Below are 21,059 nucleotides of genomic sequence, written 5' to 3'. Positions count from 1 at the left end.
CGCCGTGGTCCTAGCGGACGATGTGGTTGGGGTGCGGTCGATCCGCGCCCGGATGCTGGGACTTCCTGTGCGCTACGTGTTGCTTTCGTCGTTGGCGGATCAGCACCGCGGCTCCCACTATTCCGGTGGCCACGAGAACTACGCCTGCGGCGACACTGGCGACACGCTCGGGCCACGGCAGTAGCGTCGGCACGCTGAACATGCCCCGAAAGGACGGCTCGATGATCGCGCCGGCGGGGACGACGAGCCGCGCGATCGATCCCGGGAGGCCACCGGCTCGCGCTACGACCCCGACCACGCCCAACGGGCCGCCCATGACAACGGCGAGAGCGAACCATATCCGGTTCCCCGCCCACACGGTCTCGTCGAACATCCCGAACAACTGCCCGACACCGTAGTGCACCACCAACGCCAGCAGACTCGCGACGATCCCCGCCGCGAATGCGTGCAGCGGCCGTCGGACCAGCCAGCCGGACAGGACAGGCAGGCCGGCCCACACGGCACCGGAATTCAGCAGTTTGCTGAAGGTCGAGCGCACGGCCAGCAACGTGTTCGCCTGAGCGGACAACTGGCTTGCGCTCGTGACATTCGAGGCGAGCGACAACAGAGCCACGGCAACCGCGGCTGCAATGACAAGTCCCCACCACCGTTTCGCCATCAGGGGATGGTACGCAGGCGTGGTGCATTCTCCGGAACAGACGGGGCACCGCGCGAGTGGGTGCGCGCTGACCGGTTCGGCCCTAGGATCAGCGCCATCATGGTGCAGTCCTCGCGCACGGTCCCGCCGTATCGGGTGCCCCCGACAGCTTTGGTAGCTGCTGCCACGGTCTGGAATCGACGCGAAGCCTACTGGTTTCTCGTCGCAGTGATCGTGCCTGCCGCATGCTGGTCCAGGTATCCCGCGCTGGTGCCGTACATGTTCGCGATCGTTCTGTTCGGGGCTCTGGTGTTTCGCTACCGACGGATCGCCTCGTGGGTGTCGATGCTGCGCTGGGGAGTGATCGCACACGTCGAGACCGTGGACACGGCACTGCGCGGCGATCACAACCTCCGACTCGCACACGCCACCGGGTGGAATGTCCAACGGCGTTGGTACACAGGACCGTTGACGGAATCTACGGTGCGCTATCGAGCGGGGGATGCGCGCGGGCACCTGTTCGTTCGGGGACTGCCGTTCACCACCGGTGTGGTGCTGGCGCACTCGAAACAACCGGCTTCAGCGATGGTCATCAGCGACTTCCCCTGCGATCTGCAACTGGACGGCAAGGGACGCTGGGCGGCGTCGTTCCCGACGAGCTTCTGGCGACAAGCACTGGCAACGTCGGCGCTCTACGGCTACGCCGTGGCAGGCCTCGCGGTCTCGCTCGGGTATCGCTGACGGCAATCGGCTCCCCAGACTTGGAAATATGCCTCTGACCGGAGGCACATTTCCGAAACCGGGGAGCCGATTCGAGCGCCGGATCTACGGCAACGACGGCAATTGCGTGTCCACAAGCCATGCGTCCCACAGGGTTCGGGGGCAACCGAAGCGGGAGGCGAGGTCGGTGAAGTCGGCGGTCGCCACGGTGGAGTAGCGGTATTTGGAGGTCCATTCCTGGATCAGGCCGAAGAATCGTTCGTCGCCGATGGTGCGTCGCAGTGCGTGCAGGGCCAGCGCGCCCCGCTTGTAGACGCGGTCGTCGAAGATGCGGGCGGGCCCGGGATCGGTGAGCTGCAGATCCATCGCGAGCCCTCGCTGAATGGTGTGCGCTCGCTTGGCCTTGTCGTGAGCCGTTGCGCCGCCGGAGTTCTCGGCCCAGATCCATTCCGAGTAGCAGGCGAATCCTTCGTGCAGCCAGATGTCTGCCCACTTGCCGAGGGTGAGGGAATTGCCGAACCACTGGTGGGCCAATTCGTGTGCAACCAGGCGCTCGTAGTACCGGGAACCCGAACAGTGGTTGGCACCGAAGATGGACAGGCCCTGCGCCTCGACCGGGATTTCGAGATCGTCGTCGGTCACCACCACGGTGTACGCCGCGAAAGGGTAAGGGCCGTAGAGCCGTACGAAGGTGTCCATCATCTGGGGTTGACGGCCGAAGTCGTGGTCGAACTGAGCTCGTAGCCGCGGGGGCGTGATCGCGTTCATCGGCACCGGTCCCGGGCTGACGACGCGATGCTCGTACGGGCCGACCTGAATGGTCGCGAGATAGCTGGCCATCGGCTCGGGCTGCTCGTACACCCACGTGGTCCGGCTGGCCCGAGTCTGCTTGCGTACCAACGTGCCGTTGGCCACCGCGTAGTACGGCGAATCGGTGGTGATGGTGATGCCGTAGCTGGCCTTGGACACCGGGTGGTCGTCACACGGAAACCACGATGCGGCACCGTTCGGCTGACTCGCGACGATCGATCCCTCGGTGAGCTCCTCCCAGCCGACCTCACCCCAGAAACCGTTGATGGGCTTGGGTGTTCCGCCGTACGCCACCGTGACCACCAGTGCCGCTCCGGACGCGATGGGCTTGGCGGGAGTGATCTTCAGCTTGCCCCGCTGGTGGCTGAACTTCACCGAACGTGACCCGTTGACCGACACCTTCGACACGTTCATCGCCGGGCCGAGATCCAACGCGAATTTCGACACCGTCGCCGTGGTGACCGCGGTGATCTTCGCTTTGCCCGTCAATCGGTTGCTCTCGACCTTGTACTCGAGGTCGAGTTCGTAGCGCGAGACGCGATAGCCGCGATTGCCGTTCTGCGGAAGATACGTATCGATCGGATTGTCACTGGAGTCGACGTCGAACACCGGTGCCACGAGCCTGTCCGGCATTGAAGATCACCCCTCGTTTCGGTCGTCGCGAATCCGCGGAAAGGGATCACCCTTGGCCCACGGCGCGATCGGATTGCCCTGCCAACGAGTATGCGCGGGAACCGTATCGCCGCGCATCACCAGAGAGGCAGGCCCCACCGTCGCACCATCACCTATACCCGATGCCGGCAAAGCGACACAGTGCGGTCCCAGGGTTGCGCCTCTGCCGAGATCGACGGTGTCCATGGACATGATCCGATCATGGAACAGGTGCGTCTGCACAACGCACCCTCGGTTCACCGTCGCACCGTCGGCCAACGTCACGAGGTCTGCCTCGGGGAGCCAGTACGTCTCGCACCACACACCTCGACCGATGTCCGCCCCGAGCCACCGCAGCCACATGTTGAGCACCGCGGTGCCCTCGGCAGCGCGCGCGAACCACGGTGCGGCGACGGTCTCGACGAACGTGTCGGCCACCTCGTTGCGCCAGACGAACGAACTCCACAGCGGATGATCGGTCTTGCCGATCCGGCCGACCCACAGCCACTTCGCGGCCGCCGACACCGCTGCAGCCACGAAGCCGGCGACGAGCAACACGACACCGCTGAGCGCGGCAGCGAGCCAGTAGCCGATCGAGTCGGCAATCGCGGTCAGTCCGAACAACACGCCGAGCCCGATACCGAACGTCACGACGACGGGAATCAGCCGGCACGTCTCTACGAGTGAACGGGCGATCTTCAACTTCCGAGGCGGGTCGAACGTGCGCGATGAGTCGGCACTGCCTGCCGCGCGGCGCAACCGGACCGGCGGACTACCGAGCCATGACGAGCCCGACTTCGCCTTGTCCGGAGTTGCCGACAGCACCGCAACGAGACCGTTCTTCGGGACGGTCCGCCCCGGTCCCGTCATGCCGGAGTTTCCGAGAAACGCCCGCTTGCCCACTTTGGCGTCACCCAGGTGCATCCAACCGCCGCCGAGTTCGTAACTGGCGACCATGGTGTCGTCCGCCAGGAACGCACCGTCGGCGACGGTGGTGAACTTGGGAATCATCAGCACCGTCGACGCCTCGACGTCCTTGCCGATCTTCGCGCCCAGCAGTCGAAGCCAGTGCGGCGTCAGCAGCGATGCATAGAGCGGGAACAGGAAGGTGCGCGCGGAGTCCATCAGACGTTCGGTGGCCCAGACCTGCCAGCCGATACGGCTGCGCACCGGGTGGTAGCCGCCGACGAGTCCGATGCCGAGCAACCGCACCGCGACGACGGTGATCAGTGCGAACACCGCCAACGAGACCAGCGTCGCGACGGGCAACATCACCAGGCCACGTTCGAAGGCGTCGAACACGGAGTCCGCGGTGTGAATCCACCAGCCCATCAGCACGAGGCTGACGCCGATGGAGAACAGTGCCATGCCGGACAGGAACAGGGACGCGACGCCGTACGCGAACACCCATTTCGTGGCGCGCGGCGGTGTCTCGGCGGGCCACGGATGGTCGGCCTTGCCTACCTTCTGAGCCGGCGAGCCGGACCACATCTGACCGGCCTTCACTCGTCCGACGACGGCCGAGCCTGCCGTGACGACCGCGTTCTTGCCGACCTTGGTGCCGGGCAACAACGTGGAGCGTGCGCCGACGGTGGCACCGGCACCGATTTCGATGCCGCCGATGTAGACGAGATCGCCGTCGATCCAGTGCCCGGACAGGTCGACCTCGGGCTCGATGGAACAGCCGTCGCCGAGTTCGAGCATGCCGGTGACGGGCGGCATCGTGTGCAGGTCGACGCCCTTGCCGATCTTGGCACCGAGCGCACGCGCGTAGTAGACCATCCACGGCGCACCCGAGAGGTTCGAGGCACCGCTGGCGTCGGTCAATCGTGTTGCCGCCCAGAGCCTGATGTGCATGCTGCCGCCGCGTCGATACGCACCGGGTTTCAAGCCCGCCAACAGGATGCGAGATCCGATCACCGAGATCGCCATGCGGCCGACCGGAGTGATGAACAGGACGAATGCCACGAGCACCCACCACCACGACAGCGTCGGGGCCCAGGGCACGTCGCCGAACCAGGACATGACGTTGAAGAGCAGCCCGAGCCAGGTGACCCACTGCAATCCGGTCAGGGTGGTCAACGGAACCGTTGCCGCGATCTGCGCCCATTGCGCGGTGCGCGACGTCGGGGCGACCGCACGGGGAACGGCCTCGACGACCGGCTTCAAATCATCCAGATACTGCGCCAGCGAACCCAGCCGCGGGTGGTCGTACAGCTGCGCGACGGTGATCTCGGGGAACCGTTCGCGCAGTGCCGTCACCAACTGGGCGGCCGAGAGCGAGCCGCCCCCGTTGGCGAAGAAATCGGCGCTCTCGTCCGAGACCTGCGCACCGAGGATGTTGGTCCACAGTTCGGCCACCCAGCCCGCCGTCCCACCGAGCGCGGACGCTCCTGCCATGCCGGGCAGGGGCCACGGCAGCGCGTTGCGGTCGACCTTGCCCGAGGTGCGCGTGGGCATCTCGTCGACCAGCGCAAGCCTGGGCACCAATGCCGCGGGCAACTGCTCGGCGAGCAATTCGCGTGCGGCTTCGAGATCGAAATCGGGATTGGTGCTGGCGAGGTATCCGACCAACACCGAGTTTCCGGCCGCCGTCTTGCGGATGGCGGCCGCCGCGCCGCCGACGCCCGGAAGTGCTTGCAGCGCATTGTCTATCTCGCCGAGCTCGATGCGTCGCCCGCCGAGCTTGACCTGATCGTCGGCGCGACCCTGGAACAAGAGCCCTTCGAGCTCGAGCTTGACCAGATCGCCGCTGCGATACGCCCGTTCCCACCCGAGAGATGGCATGGGCGCGTACTTCTCGGCATCCTTGGCCGGATCGAGATACCGCGCGAGTCCGACGCCGCCGATGACCAGCTCGCCGATCTCACCCACCTGCACGGGTAGTCCCGAACCGTCGACCACAGCCAGGTCCCACCCGTCGAGGGGAAGGCCGATCCGGACAGGGCCCTTGCCGTCCATGATCGCCGCACAGGCGACGACCGTCGCCTCGGTGGGACCGTACGTGTTCCAGACCTCGCGGCCCTCGACGGCGAGCCGCTCGGCCAGCTCCGGCGGGCAGGCCTCGCCGCCGAAGATGAGCAGCCGCACCGCTTCCAGCGCTACTGCGGGCCACAGCGACGCGAGCGTGGGCACCGTCGAAACGACACTGATGTCGCGGGAGACGAGCCACGGCCCCAGATCGAAACCGGACCGCACCAACGACCGCGGCGCGGGCACCAGACAGGCACCGTGCCGCCACGCCAGCCACATCTCCTCGCAGGAGGCGTCGAATGCCACCGACAGACCGGCGAGCACTCGGTCGCCCGGACCCAGCGGATCCTTCTGCAAAAACATGCGGGCCTCGGCGTCGACGAACGCCGCGGCGTTACGGTGGCTGACTGCAACACCTTTGGGGGTTCCGGTCGAACCCGAGGTGAAGATCACCCACGCGTCGTCCTCGGGTGTGGGCAGCTCGGGCACCGGAGTACCGGCACCCAGTTCGGGCGCATTCTGTTTCGGCGCGGTGCCGGCAGCGATTCCGCCCGCAGTGACGATGGCCGTCACCTGCGCCTCACCGAAGACCAATTCGGCGCGCTCTTCCGGATCGTCGGCGTCGACGGGTACGTACGCAGCCCCGACGTCGAGGATCGACAGAATCGCGACATAGAGCGAGAAGGACCCCGACGGCATCCTGATGCCGACGCGGTCGCCGCGCCGGACACCGGCGTCGGCGAGCCACTGGGCGCCCTCAGCGATGTCGTCCAGCAGTTCGGCGTAGCTGACCGACACCGTCCCGTCGTCGATCGCGGGTGCATCCGGGAAGCGATCGGCGGTCTCCTGCAGTACGTCGATCAGTGTGCGGGCCGGCGGGGCAAGGGGCGAGCGGAGAAACGCGGCCGGAGCAGGTGCGATATCCGTGCTCGAACCCGGCAGATCGTTCTCTTGGTGCACAGGCAACCGGGTGTCCTTCTCGTTCGTTGGCAGATGACTCTTGTGGTGCTGGGGAAAGCAGCGCCGTTGGTTATCTCACGTTCTGTTTGCCAGCAGGTGAACGAGCGCGCCTTCCCACCGCGGAAATCCTACTGCTGTGTCGGAGCGATCCCCGGCTTGACAAAACCGTGGCGGGTTTGCCAGTGTCTTGACCACGGTCACGAGTACCAGCATCGAGCCCCGGCTTGCTGGTCGGCAACCCTCCTTCGCGGTGGGGTGCTCCGGGTGACGACCAGGCTGACACCGAACAATCGGTGCGGCAAGCGCGGACTCGTTCACGAATATCTTCCGTTGCGGGTCCCTCGAACGTGAGGGCTTGATCTGTCATGACGTCTGTACTTTCCCGTCCCTGCACCCCTTTTGCCCCTGTTTCCGGCACGGAGTTGCAGGTTCCGTTGGTTCACGGCGGCACGTGCACCTACGCCAATTTCGATTACGCGGCCAGCGCGCCTGCGCTGTCCGCAGTGACCGATCGGATCGCGGAGTTGCTGCCGTTCTATTCGAGCGTGCACCGCGGGGCCGGCTACGCGTCTCGGGTGTGCACCGCGGCGTACGAGAAGGCGCGTGAGACCGTGGCTGAATTCGTTGGTGCACAGACGAATTCAGTGGTCGTGTTCACACGCAACACCACCGATTCGCTCAATCTGTTGGCCGCGTGCGTGCCGGGGGATACCGTGGTGCTCGATATCGAACACCACGCCAACCTCTTGCCGTGGCGCAATCGCCGAGTGGTGGTCGCGGCATCGACGCTGGCCGAAACGCTCGCCCGGCTCGACTCCGAACTGGCTGCGAAACCTGCTGCGCTACTGGCCATCACGGGTGCATCGAACGTCACCGGCGAAGTGCTCCCCATCGAGCAACTGGCCGATCTCGCGCATCGCCACGGTGCCCGGATCGTCGTCGACGGCGCACAGCTCGTTCCGCACCGTCGAGTGGACATCGCCGCACTCGGTGTGGACTATCTGGCGTTCTCCGGTCACAAGCTCTACGCCCCGTTCGGCGCGGGTGTGCTTGTGGGAAGCCGTGATTGGCTCGACGCGGGCGAGCCCCACCTGGCCGGCGGCGGTGCCGTGCGCAGTGTGACGATCGAGCACACCGACTGGGCTCCCGCACCGCAGCGTCACGAGGCGGGAACGCCCAACGTGCTCGGAGTCGCCGCGCTGGCGGCGGCGTGCGAGGCCATCGCGTCGTTCGACGAGGATGCCGCGACGGCGCACGAGCGGGAATTGTCCACCCGATTGCGGGACGGGTTGGCCGCACTGAAGGGTGTCGAACTGCTGCAGGTGTGGGCCGACGCGCCCGACGTCGTCGGCATCGTCACCTTCACCGTCGCCGGCCACGACCCCGGTGAAGTGGCGGCGTACCTGTCGGCCGAACACGGCATCGGAGTGCGCGACGGAAAGTTCTGCGCCCACCCGCTGCTGCGCCGGCTCGGTCATGCCGACGGTGCCGTGCGGGCCAGTATCGGTCTCGGCAGTTCCTCGGCCGACGTGGACCGACTCGTCGACGCGTTGGCAGCGTTCGTCGAGTCCGGGCCGACATGGGCTTACGCCGAAGAAGCCGGGTGGTGGAACCCCGTACCGGACCGTCGGCCGTTCCCCGCCCTGGCCGACGGGGCCGCCGGGGTTGGATCCCCGTGCAGCCCCACAGGCAGTTAGCATGGCGTCATGACCGTGAGTGTCGTGTCGCGTGGCAATCGCCACTGGTGCAACAGGTATGTCGATCTGTGCCGCACTGCGTCCGGGTCGTGTTCGAGTTCGGCTCCGCTCCGACCGCATGCGCATCCCGACCGACGAATCAGGACCACCACTCATGTCGCACAATCACACCCGCATAGCCATCGAATCCGCTGACGTCTGGACCGAACTGACCGTCGGGCCCGAGGTGAACACCATCAGAATCGTTGCCTCGGACCTGCGGGAAGCTCAGCAACAACGCACCCGGTTGCACGCAGAAGCCGTCGACCGCGGTGAATCGGCCGACAATCTCGCGGTCTTCCTCGATCTCGAGATCTACATCGCTGCCGACGCCAGGACGGCCCGTCGGGAATTCGCCGCACTCGACGCGCCGGCAAGCCCGTCGTCCATCCGCTACGTCGGTACCCCGTCGGGACTGGCGAGTTTGATCTCCGACGTCACCGCGGCCGACGTCGCCGACGGCGTGACGCTGCAGGTACACGGCGAGATCGAGCGGCAGTCGACGTTCCTGGCCGCGGGAGTGTTGCCGCTCCTCGAATCGCGCGGCACCCGCCTCGACACCGACGTCGTCGACGCGATCCTCGGCGCACCCCGAATTGCCCCGACCCTTGCTTCCTAGGTCGTTCGAGCTCAGGTGACGTCGATCGCCAGACCTGCGGTGATGCGCAGCAACTCGGTGTACGACGAGCGGAAGATCGTGTCGATGTGCCCGGCCGCGGCCCACAGTTCGGGGTGGGCCGCAAGGTCCTGATCGACGAACGTATCCAAATTCGTCGGATGGCCCACCGGAGCGATTCCCCCGATCGGCTGGCCGGTGGCGTGCTTGGCGGTACGCAGATCGGCCCGGGCGAGCGTGCCGCCGAGACGCTCACCGGTGTGCTCGAGATGAACATTGTGAGCCCCGGACACCAGGAGCAACACCGGCTCGTCGTCGAGCAGAAACACCATCGACTTCACGATCGCACCCACATCGACGCCCAACGCAGCTGCGGCGTCGGCGGCGGTGTGGGTGCCCTCGGGACTGTTCACCACCACCCCGTGATGACCACGAGAAATCAGGGTGTCGGCAACGTGGGCTGCATTCGGATGAAGTAGCCGGGACATGCCCCAACCCTATTGCCACACGACCGTTTACGCAGACAGGTCGAGATCACCGAACAGTCTCAATCGCGCCATTCCCCCGTCGGGGAAGATGTCCATTCGCACCTCCGACACCGGAGTGTCGTGGTCGAGAACGAAGCGATGCCGAGTGTCGGGCTGCAGTGTCGTTCGCGGCAGGAGTTCGATCCAGTCGCCGTCGCCCAGTCGCCCTTGCAGGGACGCGGCGCCGGGGGCGTTGCCCAGGAAGCAACTGGTGTCCAGCTCGGCCAGCCGGATTCGGCCCGTGCCGGCGAGCTGCACCTGCACCCAGTCGTTGGCGTCGTTGCGTCGACGCGAGGTCTCCCAGCCTTCGCCCATCGAGCGCGGCGGGCCGGGGAACAGCAGATTGTTGGGGGAGCTGTAGAACATATTGGAGCAGGCCGACACGTATGCGCCGTTCTCGAGCGCGGCCAGGTCGACGGGCCCGACGGCGAGGAACTTCGGGTCCGGGACGCCGCGGCCCAGTACTCGCAGCCGAGCGACGCCGCCGTCCGGGTAGATGGACAGCTTGACGTGAGTCCACCGGGCGTCGGACGCGACCTCGAATCGGTTCTCGCTGTCGCCGTCGACGGCACTACGGGCGACGATGGTCGTCCATTCCGTGTCGTACAGCTCGGTCGGTGACGGGAATCCGGTCACCTCGGCGGCCTCGATCGAAATTTCCGGCGGGTAGTTGCCGGTGAACCACGACGTGTCGACGATGACGGCCGATACGACACCGGCAGCTCCGAGTCGCACGATCGCCTCGTCGTAGCCGGCCTCGCGTCGGCGCCGCGTCTCCCACCCGTCGTAGATCTGCCCCTTGTGCCCGAACGTCGCGGTCGAGTAGTCGGCTTTGCCCGGTGTGATCAGATTTTCCTTCTCGGCGAACGTCTCGTCGTTCGCCCACACCACTGCGCCGCCGAGTGTGCGGACAGCGAGATCGGGCATCGGCAGAGGGAAGGTGGCAGTCATGGGATGCCACTTTACTGGCTCGGCATCGATTCACCGGCGCTGCGACGACGGCGCAGAACCGCTGCCGCAGCCATCAGCAGCACGCCGATCAGGATGTAGAGGCCCAGTCCGAGTGCCGGCTGCCCGACCCCCGCACCCGAGAAGTACACGATGCTGCGCACTCCTTCGGTGCCGATGCCCGGGGTGATCCACCGGCCGATCGACGCGTACACATGCGGCAGTACGTTGGCCCCGAAAGCGCCTCCAGCGCTGGGATTTCCGAGGATGACGAACAGCACGATCGCCGCCGGTACCGCAGCCACTCCGATCAGGGCTCGCAGGCCCATCGTGAACAGTCCGGTGGCGAAGACGACCCCGGTGCCCAGCACGGTGAGCGGAAACCAGTGTCCGGCAAAGGTTCCGAGTACGTGGGTGGTCAGCAGTGCTCCCAGTGCGCCCGAGGCAATCGAGTACGCGGCGAGAATGCCGACGTGGACACAGGTTTCGCGTCGGGTCGTCGGTGCCCCGATGAGGAGACCGAAGGCGGCCGCGAGGAGGTAGCCGCCGACGACCCAGCCCACCGACAGGTAGAAGCCGGACAATCCACGGTTGTCATGCACGCCGACCGGGATCTCGTCACGCACCACGAATTGGCGTCCCTGAGCGGCATCGACCTCGGTGAAGATCGATTCGAGGGCGGTCGCCACCGAGCTGCCGGCAGCGCTCGCGGTGATCAGTGTGTCGGTGCCGCTCGAGCCGACGACGTAGGCACCGAGGATGTCCCGATCGCGGAGCAGAGTGCGAACCTCGGCGGTGTCCACTGCCGTACGCGCGTCGAGCGGCGCACCGTCGATGGCGTCGAGGCGGTCGGCGGTCTGCTGGTCCAGGCCGGCGGGAAGCCCGGCCTCGGTCACCACGGCGATCGGAATCGCGTGGGGAGTCGGCTGATGGAACGCCGACACGTAGCTGAGGATGAAGCCGAGTTGCAGCACCAGCACTGCGGCGGCGAGTAGTGACATCTTGCGCATGAAAAGTGCTCCTGAACATGTCGAGACTCGAAGACCTTGTCGATACCCGAGGTATTCAATACTCTAGGTATCGTGAATGCCGAGCAGCAAGAAGAGTGGCGATCGACACAGCCACAGCGCAGGCCGCAGCGCACCGATGTGCGAGAGAGACTGCTCGCCGCAGCGGCCGACGAGTTCACCGAGCGCGGATACGCGGCGGCCAAGCTCACCGACATAGCCGATCGGGCCGGCTTCACGAAGGGGGCCGTGTACTCCAACTTCGATTCCAAGCAAGGGCTGTTCGCCGAACTGCTGGCACAGCGCTCACTCGATCTCGCCGCCCGAGTACTCGCTCACGTGTCCGACCTGGACCCGCAGGCGGCTGCGGGAGCCGGCGGCGGCGAAATCGCGTCCTGGGTGGTCGCCGAGCCGCGGTGGCCGCTACTGACCGTCGAATTCGGGATTCTTGCGGGCCGAGACCCGGCGATTGCCGAGCGCTACCGCACCGACCGTCGTGCCCTCCGCTCCGAGCTCGAACGACTGATCGCCGATCGGGCGGTGCAGTGGGGTGTGGGGGAGGCGTTCGATGCTCGACGCCTCGCGATGTCCTTGGCTGCGTTGATCTCCGGATTGGCCGTGGAACATTCGGTGGATCCGGAGGAGATCGACCGGTCCGTCATCGCCGATGCCGTGTCGGAACTGTTCGCCGGAGCGATAGCCAGAGCACAGCTCGATTGAGGGCTGCGCTACCGGGTACTCCGGGTTCATGACTGCTCAGAATCCAGAACCCGATGAGACTGCCGGCCTCGAAGCGGGCGGTAGCGTGACGCCGGGCGATACTCCTCCAGCCGAGACATCAGTCGGTGGGCCCAACCACGAACCGCCGCAGCGCAGTCGCGTGATGCCGATCGTCGTCATCGTTCTGGTGGCATTGTTGGCGATCGTGATCGCCGGTGGCCTGGTCGGCCGAGTCGTCGGCCTCTTCGGCTGACCTCGCGGTATCAGTACGGCGGCCAGCCGCCTTCGGGACCCAACAGTCGGCCGAGGCGACGGTGATCGATCGCGATCAACTCTCTGCGCATGACCAGCCGTTCGGTCGGTTCGTCGTTGTCGAGTCGATGGCCGAGCTCCATCAGCACGTCCCTGGGTTCGAAACCGTCGGGAGTCATCATCAGGTTCGAGACGTACCGCCAGCCGAATTTCGATTCGTACGCGCGCGCTGCGGTGCCCAGGGCGCTACGTGATTCTGCGTCCATGGCCGTGCACATCTTGTTCGGCTCGGGCAGCGTCGCGGCCAAGGCGTCGATGACGTTGTCGGACAACTCGTTCAGCTCGGCGGCAGCCGCAGTGAACAACTCGTCCCGCGACCGGTACGGGCGGCCGTCCGCGAGACGTGAGGCCCAGGCAACCGAGCAACAGCACTCGTAGAGCGCGTGTACCGCCTTGCGACGCGGCAGATCGTTGAATGTCTCGAGACCCAACCCCTGATGCATCAACATGCATGAATGATGAGGGACCGGAGTCGGCCATTGCCATAGCTGAGCAGGCTCTTAGCGCAGACGTTACTCGGCGTAACACGCCCTGTGGGTACTGCTGCGTCTGCCGCTAGGCTCGCAGGCATGACCGAACGGAACTGGACCGCATTCTCTGTGGAGATCGCAGACCACATCGCGCACGTGACACTTCTCGGGCCGAACAAGGGCAACGCCATGGGCCCTGATTTCTGGAGCGAATGCCCAGAACTGTTCGACCGACTCGATGCCGATCCAGAGGTACGGGCCGTGGTTCTCGCGGGCTCCGGCAGGAACTTCACCTACGGTCTCGACCTGCCGGCCATGGCCGGAACGTTCGGGCCGCTGATGGCCGACCAAGCACTCGCCGGACCCAGGACCACGTTTCACGACACCATCAAGACGATGCAGAAGGCCGTCAACGCCGTGGCGGACTGCCGCAAGCCCGTCGTCGCCGCAGTGCAGGGTTGGTGCATCGGTGGCGGCGTCGACCTCATCACCGCCGCCGACGTGCGATATGCCAGCGCCGACGCGAAGTTCAGCGTCCGCGAGGTGCGTGTCGCGATCGTCGCCGACATGGGATCTCTCGCTCGACTCCCCGCGATCATCGGCGACGGCCACCTGCGTGAGCTCGCGTTGACCGGCAAGGACATCGACGCGGCGCGCGCCGAGAAGATCGGCCTGGTCAACGACGTGTTCGAGGACCACGATGCCGTCCTCGCGGCCGCCCGCGAGTGCGCTGCGGCCATTGCTGCGAACCCGCCCCTGGTGGTGCAGGGCATCAAGACCGTCCTCGACCATTCCCGGTCGGCGAGCGTCGACGATTCGCTGAGATTCGTCGCGGCCTGGAACGCGGCTTTCCTCGCCTCGCACGATCTCACCGAGGCCATCACCTCGGTGTTCGAGAAGCGTCCGGCCCAATTCACCGGTAGCTGACGTGGTCGAGTACGCCGAAGAGCTGGGTACACAGCTGGTTCGGCTGCAGCGGATTCGGGAGCGCAACATCGCGCAGATCTCGTCCTCGGGCGGCGTCGACGGTGCCGCCTACGTTTGCCTGTTCCGCCTGCTGCGCGACGGACCGATGCGGTCCAGCGAGCTCGCCGCGATGGTCAACTCGGACCCGTCCACGGTCAGCAGGCAGGTAGGCCAGCTGGTCGAGCGAGGACATGTCGCTCGGGTACCCGACGAACGTGACGGGCGGGCATTCGTTCTGGCCGTCACCCCGTCGGGCGAGGAAGCTGCAGCCGCCATCCAGCAACGCCGCACCGAGAACCTTGGACGAGTCATCGAAGGATGGGCCGAGGAGGATCGGGCGACGCTGGTCGGACTGCTGGACCGATTCTTGACCGATTACGAGACCATCAGACCGGACCTGCCCACTCAACGCCCGGGTAACGTCTGAGCCTCGGACTCCGAGAACTCGGTGCCGACGGTCGAGTCGTTTCGTACGCTCGAGCCCTGCCTCGACGGCCGGGGCGCGACGCCGTCGTACCCGGATGCTCGGACTGCTCGGAACGGACGGAGGGGACGCGATGCCAACCGATCACGACCTACCCTCCCCGTCGTCCGAGATCGGACCCCGATCGGGCTCGATCCGGCTCGAGCGTCGCGTGGCCAGGGGTATCGCGGTGCTCGTCCCGTCGTTCGGCGTGATCGGCGCGATCATCATGCTGTCGGACGACGGTCCGGTGGGCACGACGGCCGTGCTGATCTGCACGATCGTGCTGCTCTCCACCCTGCCGGTGGGAGCGTGGTGGTGGTTACGGTCGGTGGACGCCTCGCACATGCCCGGATGGTTCGTGATCTATGCGGACGTGGGGGTGTCGGGGCTACTGCTGACCTTTGCGGACCGGGACCTGGCTCTGTACGGGGCCGCCCTGTTCTCGGTGATCGGCACCTACATCGCGTACTTCTCCCGCCGCAACGTACTGAAATTTCACACGGCGTTCGTCAACGCCATCATTTTGCTGCTCGCGGTTCTGGCCGTCCTCGAGCGCCCGGACGATCCGGCCTCGATCGTCGCGCGCGCTCTCGTCACGGTGCTCGTGGTCAACTCGGTGCTCGCCTTTCGCGCCGTCATCCAACGCCAGCTCGACCTCGCCAACACCGACTCCTTGACGGGCCTGCTCAATCGGCGCGGTCTGGAACTGCGGCTCGAGCGGATGCTGGGCAGATTGGCCGACACCGAATCCGTGGCGTTGATGGTGGTCGATCTGGACCAGTTCAAGCGGGTCAACGACACCTTCGGCCACGCGATGGGTGACCGGGTTCTTCGCCGGACAGCGCGGCGGCTGAGCGCTGTCACCGGTAGACGTCCGTGCGTGGCGCGGACCGGAGGCGAAGAGTTCACGATTGCCGTTCCGGTCGACGCCGACTCCGCGAAACACCTGGCCGACGACATTCGCGAGGCGGTGCACGATCCAGGCGACGACGTGCCGGTGACGGTCAGCATCGGGGTCGCGATACTCGATGCCGGCCGGTGGCGGTCGGCCGATTCGTCCTACGAGTCGGCCGAGTTGATGCACAACGGATTGCTCGACGCCGACGCAGCGATGTACGAGTCGAAACACGCGGGTGGAAACAAAGCAACGGTGTACACCGGCACCTGACATGCCGATGTACACCGTTGGTCGTTCCCGGGAAACGTTCTGGGGAGAACGATTCGAGCCGTCAGCGCAGAGCGCTCTTCGGGTCGTTCCACAGCTGGTCGGTGAAATCCTCCAACGCGACGAGCACGATGGTGTCCTCGGTGCGCCGAAGGATCGACTTGCTGGCCCGCACCTGAACGATGTCGCCGGTCTTGTCGGTCATCCGCCACAGGGAGTCCGCACGGGTGGCGACGGTGGTCAGGAACATCTCTGCGACGTTCACGCCCTCCGGAGCTCGATCCGGGAAGATGTCGTGCAGGTGGAAGTCCTCTCGTTCTGTCCGGTCGAGTCCGAACAGATCGTCGAAGGCCTCGTTCGCGAACACGATGGCACCGGTGGGATCGACAGCCAGAATCGGTACCGGGATCCGGTCGAGAACGACGGTCACCGGCAGATCGGGGAACTGGGTCGGGTCCGATATCGGCCGCGACTCCAGATTGCGCCGATCACCGGCGGTGCCGTTGGAAGTGCTGTCGGTCATACGTCTCCCCAAACTGTGGTTCGTCGGCACACGGCCGAAACGAGGTGTTGTGATGCCGAAAGGATCAGTGACCCGGATTGTCCGTCAAACGCTTGAAGGACGCAGCGATTTCGGCCTCGGCTTCTGCGCGACCCACCCAGTCTGCACCGGTGACGTGCTTGTTGGGTTCGAGATCCTTGTAATGGACGAAGAAATGCTTGATCGCGTCGAGCTCGAAGGTCGAGACGTCGCTCAGATCCTGGATGTGATCCCAGCGGGTGTCGCCGGCCGGCACACACAGCACCTTGTCGTCGCCGCCTGCTTCGTCGACCATCTTGAACATGGCCACCGGGCGGGCCTCGACGATGACACCGGGGTACACCGACTCGGGCAGCAGCACCAGCGCGTCGAGCGGATCGCCGTCCTCGCCCAGGGTGTTCTCGATGAAGCCGTAGTCGGCCGGATACGCCATCGCGGTGTAGAGGTAGCGGTCGAGGCGAACACGTCCGGTGACGTGGTCGACCTCGTACTTGTTGCGCTGCCCCTTGGGGATCTCGATGGTGACGTCGAACGACACGTGCAGTCCTCACTGTCTTGGTTCGAGCCCGAGCGGGCTCGAGTGGTTTGCGAATGTCTCTATGGTGGCGGCGCAAGGCTACCGGACCCGAGGATACTGTTGACTCGATGATCATGGGTACGACCACGGCAATGACGGAGGAACGGTGGCGGGGCTGACACGGCGATTCCTCGGTCCCATGGCGGGGCGCAGACGCAGGAAGAAGCGGTTGATCCTCACGCTGTGCGCGGTGTTCGTCGTGGTCCTTGCCGTCACGACCGCCGCTCTGGTGCTGCCCAGGGTCTCCGAGAGTGCCGACGCCGCGATTGCACCCCCACCCGAGACGGTGCTGCCGAACCCGTCGATCACCGCGTTCCCGGACTCGGCCCCGGTGCCGAGCGCAGCCGGTCTCGCAGGCGCGCTCGCACCCGTCGTGGACGACGCCGCGCTCGGCACCTTCACCGGAACCGTGGCCGACGCGCAGACCGGCCAGATCCTGTGGTCGCAGAATCCCGACACGCCCATGACTCCCGCATCGACGACCAAGGTGCTCACGGCAGCGGCCGCGATGCTCGCGCTTCCGTCCGACCACCGCGTCGCGACCCGGGTGGTCCAGGGCAGCGGTGAGGGCAACATCGTGCTGATCGCCGGCGGCGACCCCACGCTCACCGCCCTGCCGGTGGGTACGACCGGGTTCTATCCGGGAGCGGCACGCATCGACGACCTGGTGGAGCAGATCCGTCGCAGCGGAACCGCAGTGCGCAGCATCAGCGTCGACACGTCCATCTACGCCGGCGACACGATGGCCCAGGGCTGGTTCCCGGCCGACATCGCCGCCGGTTCGATCACCCCGATCGAACCGATCATGCTCGACGGCGGCCGCTCGAACCCCCTCGTCGACGAATCGCCGCGCAGCACCACGCCTGCCCTCGATGCCGGCCGCGCCCTCGCCGCGGGACTCGGCGTCGACCCCGCTGCGGTGACGACGGGCAAGGCGGCGGAGGGTGCCGATCAGATCGCATCGGTGCAGTCGGCCCCGTTGCGAGATCGGCTGCAGCAGATGATCTATCGGTCCGACAACGTACTCGCCGAAGCGGTGGGCCGAGAACTCTCGCTCGAGATGAACACGGCGGCAAGCTTTTCCGGGGCGGTGGCGTCCATCGGCCAGACCCTGTTCTCGGCCGGCTTCGACATGGCCGGTCTGTCGTTGCAGGACGCGAGCGGACTGTCGGTCGACGGCAGGATTCCCGCGCGCCTGCTCGATCAGGTGCTGACGTCGGCAGCCGGGAGCGGTCAACCGGCACTGCGGCCCATGCTCGACTACCTACCGGTCGCCGGTGCCACCGGAACGCTGTCCGATCGGTACGCCTCGGGTGATCGTACCGGTGCCGGCTGGGTTCGTGCGAAGACCGGAACTCTTTCCGCTGCAAGCGCTTTGGCGGGATACGTCGTCGACGTCGACGGCCGGATCCTGACGTTCGCCCTGATGTCCAACGACCGGCCACCCGATGTCAGTCGACCCGCCCTCGATGCCGTCGCATCGACCCTGAGAATGTGTGGTTGCCGATGAGCACCGAAACAGCAACCGCCGACGACAACGACGCCACGTCCGGGTTCGCCGGCGCAGTCGACTGGGCGGTGGCCGCGAAGGCCGGAGCGAGATTGGCCCGCCCGGGACCGGCCACCTCGCGATACACCGCCGACGCGGCCGTGGAAGAGCTTGCCGCAGCATCGATTCGGGCCGAAGGTCCGGTGCGGGAGACGACAGGCCTGGCCGACGGTCTGCCGGTGCCCGACGCCCAGGTGGTCGATCGAGCAGGATGGATCGCAGCGGCGGCTGCGTCGATGAAGCACCTCACCGGGGACGAGAACGAGGCACCCCCGACCGGTCTGCTCGGTGGCAAGCCCGCCGGGTTGCAGGCCGGTGCCATGCTCGCGTTCCTGTCCAGTGCCATTCTGGGACAGTACGATCCGTTCACCGGTGAGAGCGGCACCCTGCTGCTGGTCGCACCCAACGTGATCGCCGTCGAACGTGCACTTCGCGTCTCGCCCAGCGATTTTCGACTCTGGGTATGCCTGCACGAGGTGACCCACCGAGTGCAGTTCTCCTCCGCGCCGTGGCTCGGGCAGTACATGCGGGACAACGTCGGATTGCTCTCCGACGGCACCGACGAGCCGATGTCCGATGTCCTCACTCGGCTGAGCGGCGCTCTGAAGGCCAGGAAGAATCCCGGCGGATCCGCCGAAGACGCCGGCATCATCGGTCTGCTCCGCGCGACCCAGCCCGAGCCGCAGCGGCAGGCGATCGACCGGCTTCTCGTTCTCGGAACACTGCTCGAAGGTCACGCCGACCACGTCATGGACGCCGTCGGACCGGCCGTCGTGCCGTCGGTGGTGCAGATCCGCCGCGCGTTCGATCGGCGACGCCAACGCAAGGTCAACCCCGTGCAACGCGTCGTGCGCACGCTGCTCGGGATGGACGCGAAGATGGCGCAATACGTACGCGGCAAGGCATTCGTCGATCACGTCGTCGGCTCGGTGGGAATGGAACGCTTCAACACGGTGTGGACCGGGCCGGACACTCTGCCGTTGCTGTCGGAGATCGAGGACCCGGATGCGTGGGTCGCGCGAGTCCTTGGCTGAGCCTGCGAAACGACCCATGCTGCCCGAGTCTCCGGCGTTGCTGGAAGTTCGGCGAGCGGTGCGGGGTTGGTTGGCGGCGCGTCCCGGCCCGGTAGCGGTGGCGCTGTCCGGTGGTGCAGATTCACTGGCGCTCACTGCGGCGACGGCAGCCGAGGCTCCGAACGTGACGGCGCTGATCGTCGATCATGGGCTTCAGGCGGGATCCGCGGAGGTGGCTGCCGTTGCCGCCGAGCGTGCCCGGTTGCTGGGCGTCGACGACGCCCGAGTGCTGACGGTGACCGTGGCCGGTTCGGGCGGGATGGAAGCTGCCGCTCGCCGAGCCCGGTACGACGCATTGGACGGCGCGCGCGGCGCTGCCTCGGTACTGGTGGCGCACACTCTCGACGACCAGGCGGAGACGGTGCTGCTGGGCCTCGGTCGCGGCTCGGGGCCGCGGTCCATCGCCGGAATGGCAGCGTTCGACGACCCGTGGGGTCGGCCGCTCCTCGGGGTCCGCCGCGCCGTGACGCGGGCCGCGTGCGCAGAGCTGGGACTCGAACCGTTCGAGGATCCGCACAATTCCGATCCGGACTTCACTCGGGTGCGACTACGCCACGAGGTGTTGCCGTTGCTCGAGGACGTGCTCGGTGGGGGCGTCGCTCCGGCTCTGGCCCGCACGGCCGAGCAGCTGCAGGACGACGGCCGGGCGCTCGACGCCATCGCCGCGGCCGTCGTCGATCCGAACACGCGCGAGTTGGACGTCTCGGCGATCGAATCGTCCGACCCTGCGATCCGCCGCCGAGTGGTGCGGCGCTGGCTCCTCGGCCGGGGTGTGACGTCGTTGTCGGACCGTCAGATCCGCGCTGTCGATGCGCTCGTCGTGCGCTGGACCGGGCAGGGCGGAGTTGCGCTGCCTGGGGGAACGCCGGAGGCGAGGTTGGTGTGCTCGCGTCGGCATGGCAGGCTGAGCGTCGGCCTGGAGAACGAATGAAGGGAAACCCCGTGTACGAGGGCGACATCGAATCGGTTCTCATTTCCGAGGAACAGATCAAAACACGGACCGCGGAACTCGCAGAGGAAATTGCCAAGCGGTATCCCGAGGGTGCTCCCGAAGGCGACTTGCTGCTGGTCGGCGTTCTCAAGGGCGCGATCATGTTCATGACCGACTTCGCGCGGGCCCTGCCCATCCCGGCGCAGCTCGAGTTCATGGCGGTGAGCTCCTACGGCTCGTCGACGTCGTCCTCCGGCGTCGTCCGGATTCTCAAGGACCTCGACCGCGACATCACCGGACGCCACGTGCTGATCGTCGAGGACATCATCGACTCCGGTCTGACGCTGAGCTGGCTCAAGCGCAACCTGGCGACCCGGTCGCCGGCCTCGCTGTCGGTGGTGACGTTGCTGCGTAAGCCCGACGCGATCAAGGTCGACGTCGAGGTCGCGAACGTGGGCTTCGACATCCCCAACGAGTTCGTCGTCGGCTACGGCCTCGACTACAACGAGCGATACCGCGATCTGCCGTACATCGGTCTGCTGGACCCGAAGGTGTACAGCTGATCCGAGTTCTTTCGGTTCCGCCCGTGTCGCTGCGCTGGACCGTCCGTCAATGGACCATTGCCGCGCCGAGACGTATGCAATGGTCCATCGATCCGGATAGTGTGCGGCGATACACGGGGAACTGCCGGGGGAGTGCAGTCG

21 protein-coding genes and 1 riboswitch are annotated in these 21,059 nt (G+C 66.3%); of the genes, 12 read left to right on the top strand and 9 right to left on the bottom strand.

The features are described from left to right. Nucleotides 1-10: 10 nt before the first annotated feature. Nucleotides 11-658: a DUF6518 family protein gene (locus tag CH268_RS14625; protein WP_255182402.1), complete on the bottom strand. Its 648-nt coding sequence runs from the start codon at nt 656-658 to the stop codon at nt 11-13. A 99-nt stretch (nt 659-757) separates the two neighbouring features. Here CH268_RS14625 and CH268_RS14620 point away from each other — a divergent pair, with 99 nt between their 5' ends. Continuing rightward, complete coding sequence (locus CH268_RS14620; RefSeq protein WP_094664814.1) at nt 758-1,378, top strand: hypothetical protein; 621 nt, start codon at nt 758-760, stop codon at nt 1,376-1,378. A gap of 84 nt (nt 1,379-1,462) precedes the next feature. Here the strand turns inward: CH268_RS14620 and CH268_RS14615 are convergent, their stop codons facing one another. Then, complete coding sequence (locus CH268_RS14615; RefSeq protein WP_032391337.1) at nt 1,463-2,800, bottom strand: M1 family metallopeptidase; 1,338 nt, start codon at nt 2,798-2,800, stop codon at nt 1,463-1,465. A gap of 6 nt (nt 2,801-2,806) precedes the next feature. After that, on the bottom strand, nt 2,807-6,751 hold the full coding sequence (locus CH268_RS14610) for a Pls/PosA family non-ribosomal peptide synthetase (RefSeq protein WP_255182404.1): 3,945 nt from the start codon (nt 6,749-6,751) through the stop codon (nt 2,807-2,809). A gap of 195 nt (nt 6,752-6,946) precedes the next feature. Continuing rightward, nucleotides 6,947-7,062: riboswitch (SAM riboswitch) on the top strand. 54 nt (nt 7,063-7,116) lie between these two features. Between CH268_RS14610 and CH268_RS14605 the strand changes: the two genes are divergently transcribed. Beyond that, on the top strand, nt 7,117-8,448 hold the full coding sequence (locus CH268_RS14605) for an aminotransferase class V-fold PLP-dependent enzyme (RefSeq protein WP_094664812.1): 1,332 nt from the start codon (nt 7,117-7,119) through the stop codon (nt 8,446-8,448). 154 nt (nt 8,449-8,602) lie between these two features. Continuing rightward, nucleotides 8,603-9,106, top strand: coding sequence for a hypothetical protein (locus CH268_RS14600; protein WP_032386624.1), 504 nt, complete (start codon nt 8,603-8,605; stop codon nt 9,104-9,106). Nucleotides 9,107-9,117: 11 nt separating this feature from the next. On the opposite strand, the gene CH268_RS14595 is transcribed toward CH268_RS14600, so the two are convergent. From CH268_RS14595 to CH268_RS14585, 3 genes are read right to left on the bottom strand one after another with little or no spacing between them, the layout of a single operon-like run. After that, a complete protein-coding gene (locus CH268_RS14595; protein WP_032364486.1) occupies nt 9,118-9,591 on the bottom strand; it encodes a YbaK/EbsC family protein in 474 nt (157 codons plus the stop codon). Nucleotides 9,592-9,618: 27 nt separating this feature from the next. Beyond that, nucleotides 9,619-10,581 (bottom strand): allantoicase, encoded by a 963-nt coding sequence (alc, locus tag CH268_RS14590; RefSeq protein WP_094664810.1) that lies wholly within the window; start codon nt 10,579-10,581, stop codon nt 9,619-9,621. Between the two features lie 11 nt (nt 10,582-10,592). Further along, nucleotides 10,593-11,588: a hypothetical protein gene (locus CH268_RS14585; RefSeq protein WP_032373856.1), complete on the bottom strand. Its 996-nt coding sequence runs from the start codon at nt 11,586-11,588 to the stop codon at nt 10,593-10,595. 138 nt (nt 11,589-11,726) lie between these two features. On the opposite strand from CH268_RS14585, the gene CH268_RS14580 reads away from it, so the two are divergent. Continuing rightward, nucleotides 11,727-12,305 carry a TetR/AcrR family transcriptional regulator gene (locus CH268_RS14580; protein WP_094664905.1) on the top strand — a complete coding sequence of 193 codons (579 nt, stop codon included), beginning with the start codon at nt 11,727-11,729 and terminating at the stop codon, nt 12,303-12,305. Between the two features lie 28 nt (nt 12,306-12,333). Beyond that, nucleotides 12,334-12,558, top strand: a complete 225-nt coding sequence (locus tag CH268_RS14575; protein ID WP_094664808.1) for a DUF6480 family protein — start codon at nt 12,334-12,336, stop codon at nt 12,556-12,558. 10 nt (nt 12,559-12,568) lie between these two features. On the opposite strand, the gene CH268_RS14570 is transcribed toward CH268_RS14575, so the two are convergent. Beyond that, nucleotides 12,569-13,066 (bottom strand): 2-oxo-4-hydroxy-4-carboxy-5-ureidoimidazoline decarboxylase, encoded by a 498-nt coding sequence (locus tag CH268_RS14570; RefSeq protein ID WP_048316593.1) that lies wholly within the window; start codon nt 13,064-13,066, stop codon nt 12,569-12,571. 120 nt (nt 13,067-13,186) lie between these two features. On the opposite strand from CH268_RS14570, the gene CH268_RS14565 reads away from it, so the two are divergent. The 3 genes from CH268_RS14565 to CH268_RS14555 all read left to right on the top strand — a co-directional run bounded on the left by CH268_RS14565 (nt 13,187) and on the right by CH268_RS14555 (nt 15,687). Beyond that, nucleotides 13,187-14,014 (top strand): crotonase/enoyl-CoA hydratase family protein, encoded by an 828-nt coding sequence (locus CH268_RS14565; protein WP_027494382.1) that lies wholly within the window; start codon nt 13,187-13,189, stop codon nt 14,012-14,014. 1 nt (nt 14,015) lies between these two features. Then, the gene (locus CH268_RS14560) at nt 14,016-14,480 is read left to right on the top strand and encodes a MarR family winged helix-turn-helix transcriptional regulator (RefSeq protein ID WP_032369382.1); all 465 of its coding nucleotides are present in this window, start codon (nt 14,016-14,018) and stop codon (nt 14,478-14,480) included. 130 nt (nt 14,481-14,610) lie between these two features. After that, the gene (locus CH268_RS14555; RefSeq protein ID WP_094664913.1) at nt 14,611-15,687 is read left to right on the top strand and encodes a GGDEF domain-containing protein; all 1,077 of its coding nucleotides are present in this window, start codon (nt 14,611-14,613) and stop codon (nt 15,685-15,687) included. 61 nt (nt 15,688-15,748) lie between these two features. Here CH268_RS14555 and CH268_RS14550 read toward each other — a convergent pair whose 3' ends face one another. Both CH268_RS14550 and CH268_RS14545 read right to left on the bottom strand, forming a co-directional pair. Continuing rightward, nucleotides 15,749-16,207 carry a PAS domain-containing protein gene (locus CH268_RS14550; protein WP_027494379.1) on the bottom strand — a complete coding sequence of 153 codons (459 nt, stop codon included), beginning with the start codon at nt 16,205-16,207 and terminating at the stop codon, nt 15,749-15,751. 64 nt (nt 16,208-16,271) lie between these two features. Further along, on the bottom strand, nt 16,272-16,763 hold the full coding sequence (locus tag CH268_RS14545; protein ID WP_027494378.1) for an inorganic diphosphatase: 492 nt from the start codon (nt 16,761-16,763) through the stop codon (nt 16,272-16,274). A 178-nt stretch (nt 16,764-16,941) separates the two neighbouring features. On the opposite strand from CH268_RS14545, the gene dacB reads away from it, so the two are divergent. The 4 genes from dacB to hpt are packed head-to-tail and all read left to right on the top strand — an operon-like array spanning nt 16,942 to nt 20,918. Beyond that, nucleotides 16,942-18,312: a D-alanyl-D-alanine carboxypeptidase/D-alanyl-D-alanine endopeptidase gene (gene dacB, locus CH268_RS14540; RefSeq protein WP_094664911.1), complete on the top strand. Its 1,371-nt coding sequence runs from the start codon at nt 16,942-16,944 to the stop codon at nt 18,310-18,312. Beyond that, on the top strand, nt 18,309-19,385 hold the full coding sequence (locus CH268_RS14535) for a zinc-dependent metalloprotease (protein WP_094642934.1): 1,077 nt from the start codon (nt 18,309-18,311) through the stop codon (nt 19,383-19,385). Before dacB ends, CH268_RS14535 begins: the two co-directional genes overlap by 4 nt. Nucleotides 19,386-19,401: 16 nt before the next feature. Then, a complete protein-coding gene (gene tilS / locus CH268_RS14530; RefSeq protein ID WP_176457954.1) occupies nt 19,402-20,355 on the top strand; it encodes a tRNA lysidine(34) synthetase TilS in 954 nt (317 codons plus the stop codon). A gap of 11 nt (nt 20,356-20,366) precedes the next feature. Beyond that, a complete protein-coding gene (hpt, locus tag CH268_RS14525; RefSeq protein WP_027494374.1) occupies nt 20,367-20,918 on the top strand; it encodes a hypoxanthine phosphoribosyltransferase in 552 nt (183 codons plus the stop codon). Nucleotides 20,919-21,059: the final 141 nt, after the last annotated feature.

The sequence above is a fragment of the Rhodococcus sp. 06-1460-1B genome (assembly GCF_002258475.1).
GTDB lineage: Bacteria > Actinomycetota > Actinomycetes > Mycobacteriales > Mycobacteriaceae > Rhodococcoides > Rhodococcoides fascians.
Note: the sequence above shows the minus strand (reverse complement) of the source record. Positions and strands in the feature narration are given on the sequence as shown.

Bases quoted from the DNA above. Each gene is read 5' to 3' on its own strand.
- CH268_RS14625 (WP_255182402.1), bottom strand. From the start codon at position 658: ATGGCGAAACGGTGGTGGGGACTTGTCATTGCAGCCGCGGTTGCCGTG.
- CH268_RS14620 (WP_094664814.1), top strand. From the start codon at position 758: ATGGTGCAGTCCTCGCGCACGGTCCCGCCGTATCGGGTGCCCCCGACA.
- CH268_RS14615 (WP_032391337.1), bottom strand. From the start codon at position 2,800: ATGCCGGACAGGCTCGTGGCACCGGTGTTCGACGTCGACTCCAGTGAC.
- CH268_RS14605 (WP_094664812.1), top strand. From the start codon at position 7,117: ATGACGTCTGTACTTTCCCGTCCCTGCACCCCTTTTGCCCCTGTTTCC.
- CH268_RS14600 (WP_032386624.1), top strand. From the start codon at position 8,603: ATGTCGCACAATCACACCCGCATAGCCATCGAATCCGCTGACGTCTGG.
- CH268_RS14595 (WP_032364486.1), bottom strand. From the start codon at position 9,591: ATGTCCCGGCTACTTCATCCGAATGCAGCCCACGTTGCCGACACCCTG.
- alc (WP_094664810.1), bottom strand. From the start codon at position 10,581: ATGACTGCCACCTTCCCTCTGCCGATGCCCGATCTCGCTGTCCGCACA.
- CH268_RS14585 (WP_032373856.1), bottom strand. From the start codon at position 11,588: ATGCGCAAGATGTCACTACTCGCCGCCGCAGTGCTGGTGCTGCAACTC.
- CH268_RS14575 (WP_094664808.1), top strand. From the start codon at position 12,334: ATGACTGCTCAGAATCCAGAACCCGATGAGACTGCCGGCCTCGAAGCG.
- CH268_RS14570 (WP_048316593.1), bottom strand. From the start codon at position 13,066: ATGTTGATGCATCAGGGGTTGGGTCTCGAGACATTCAACGATCTGCCG.
- CH268_RS14565 (WP_027494382.1), top strand. From the start codon at position 13,187: ATGACCGAACGGAACTGGACCGCATTCTCTGTGGAGATCGCAGACCAC.
- CH268_RS14555 (WP_094664913.1), top strand. From the start codon at position 14,611: ATGCCAACCGATCACGACCTACCCTCCCCGTCGTCCGAGATCGGACCC.
- CH268_RS14550 (WP_027494379.1), bottom strand. From the start codon at position 16,207: ATGACCGACAGCACTTCCAACGGCACCGCCGGTGATCGGCGCAATCTG.
- dacB (WP_094664911.1), top strand. From the start codon at position 16,942: ATGGCGGGGCGCAGACGCAGGAAGAAGCGGTTGATCCTCACGCTGTGC.
- CH268_RS14535 (WP_094642934.1), top strand. From the start codon at position 18,309: ATGAGCACCGAAACAGCAACCGCCGACGACAACGACGCCACGTCCGGG.
- tilS (WP_176457954.1), top strand. From the start codon at position 19,402: ATGCTGCCCGAGTCTCCGGCGTTGCTGGAAGTTCGGCGAGCGGTGCGG.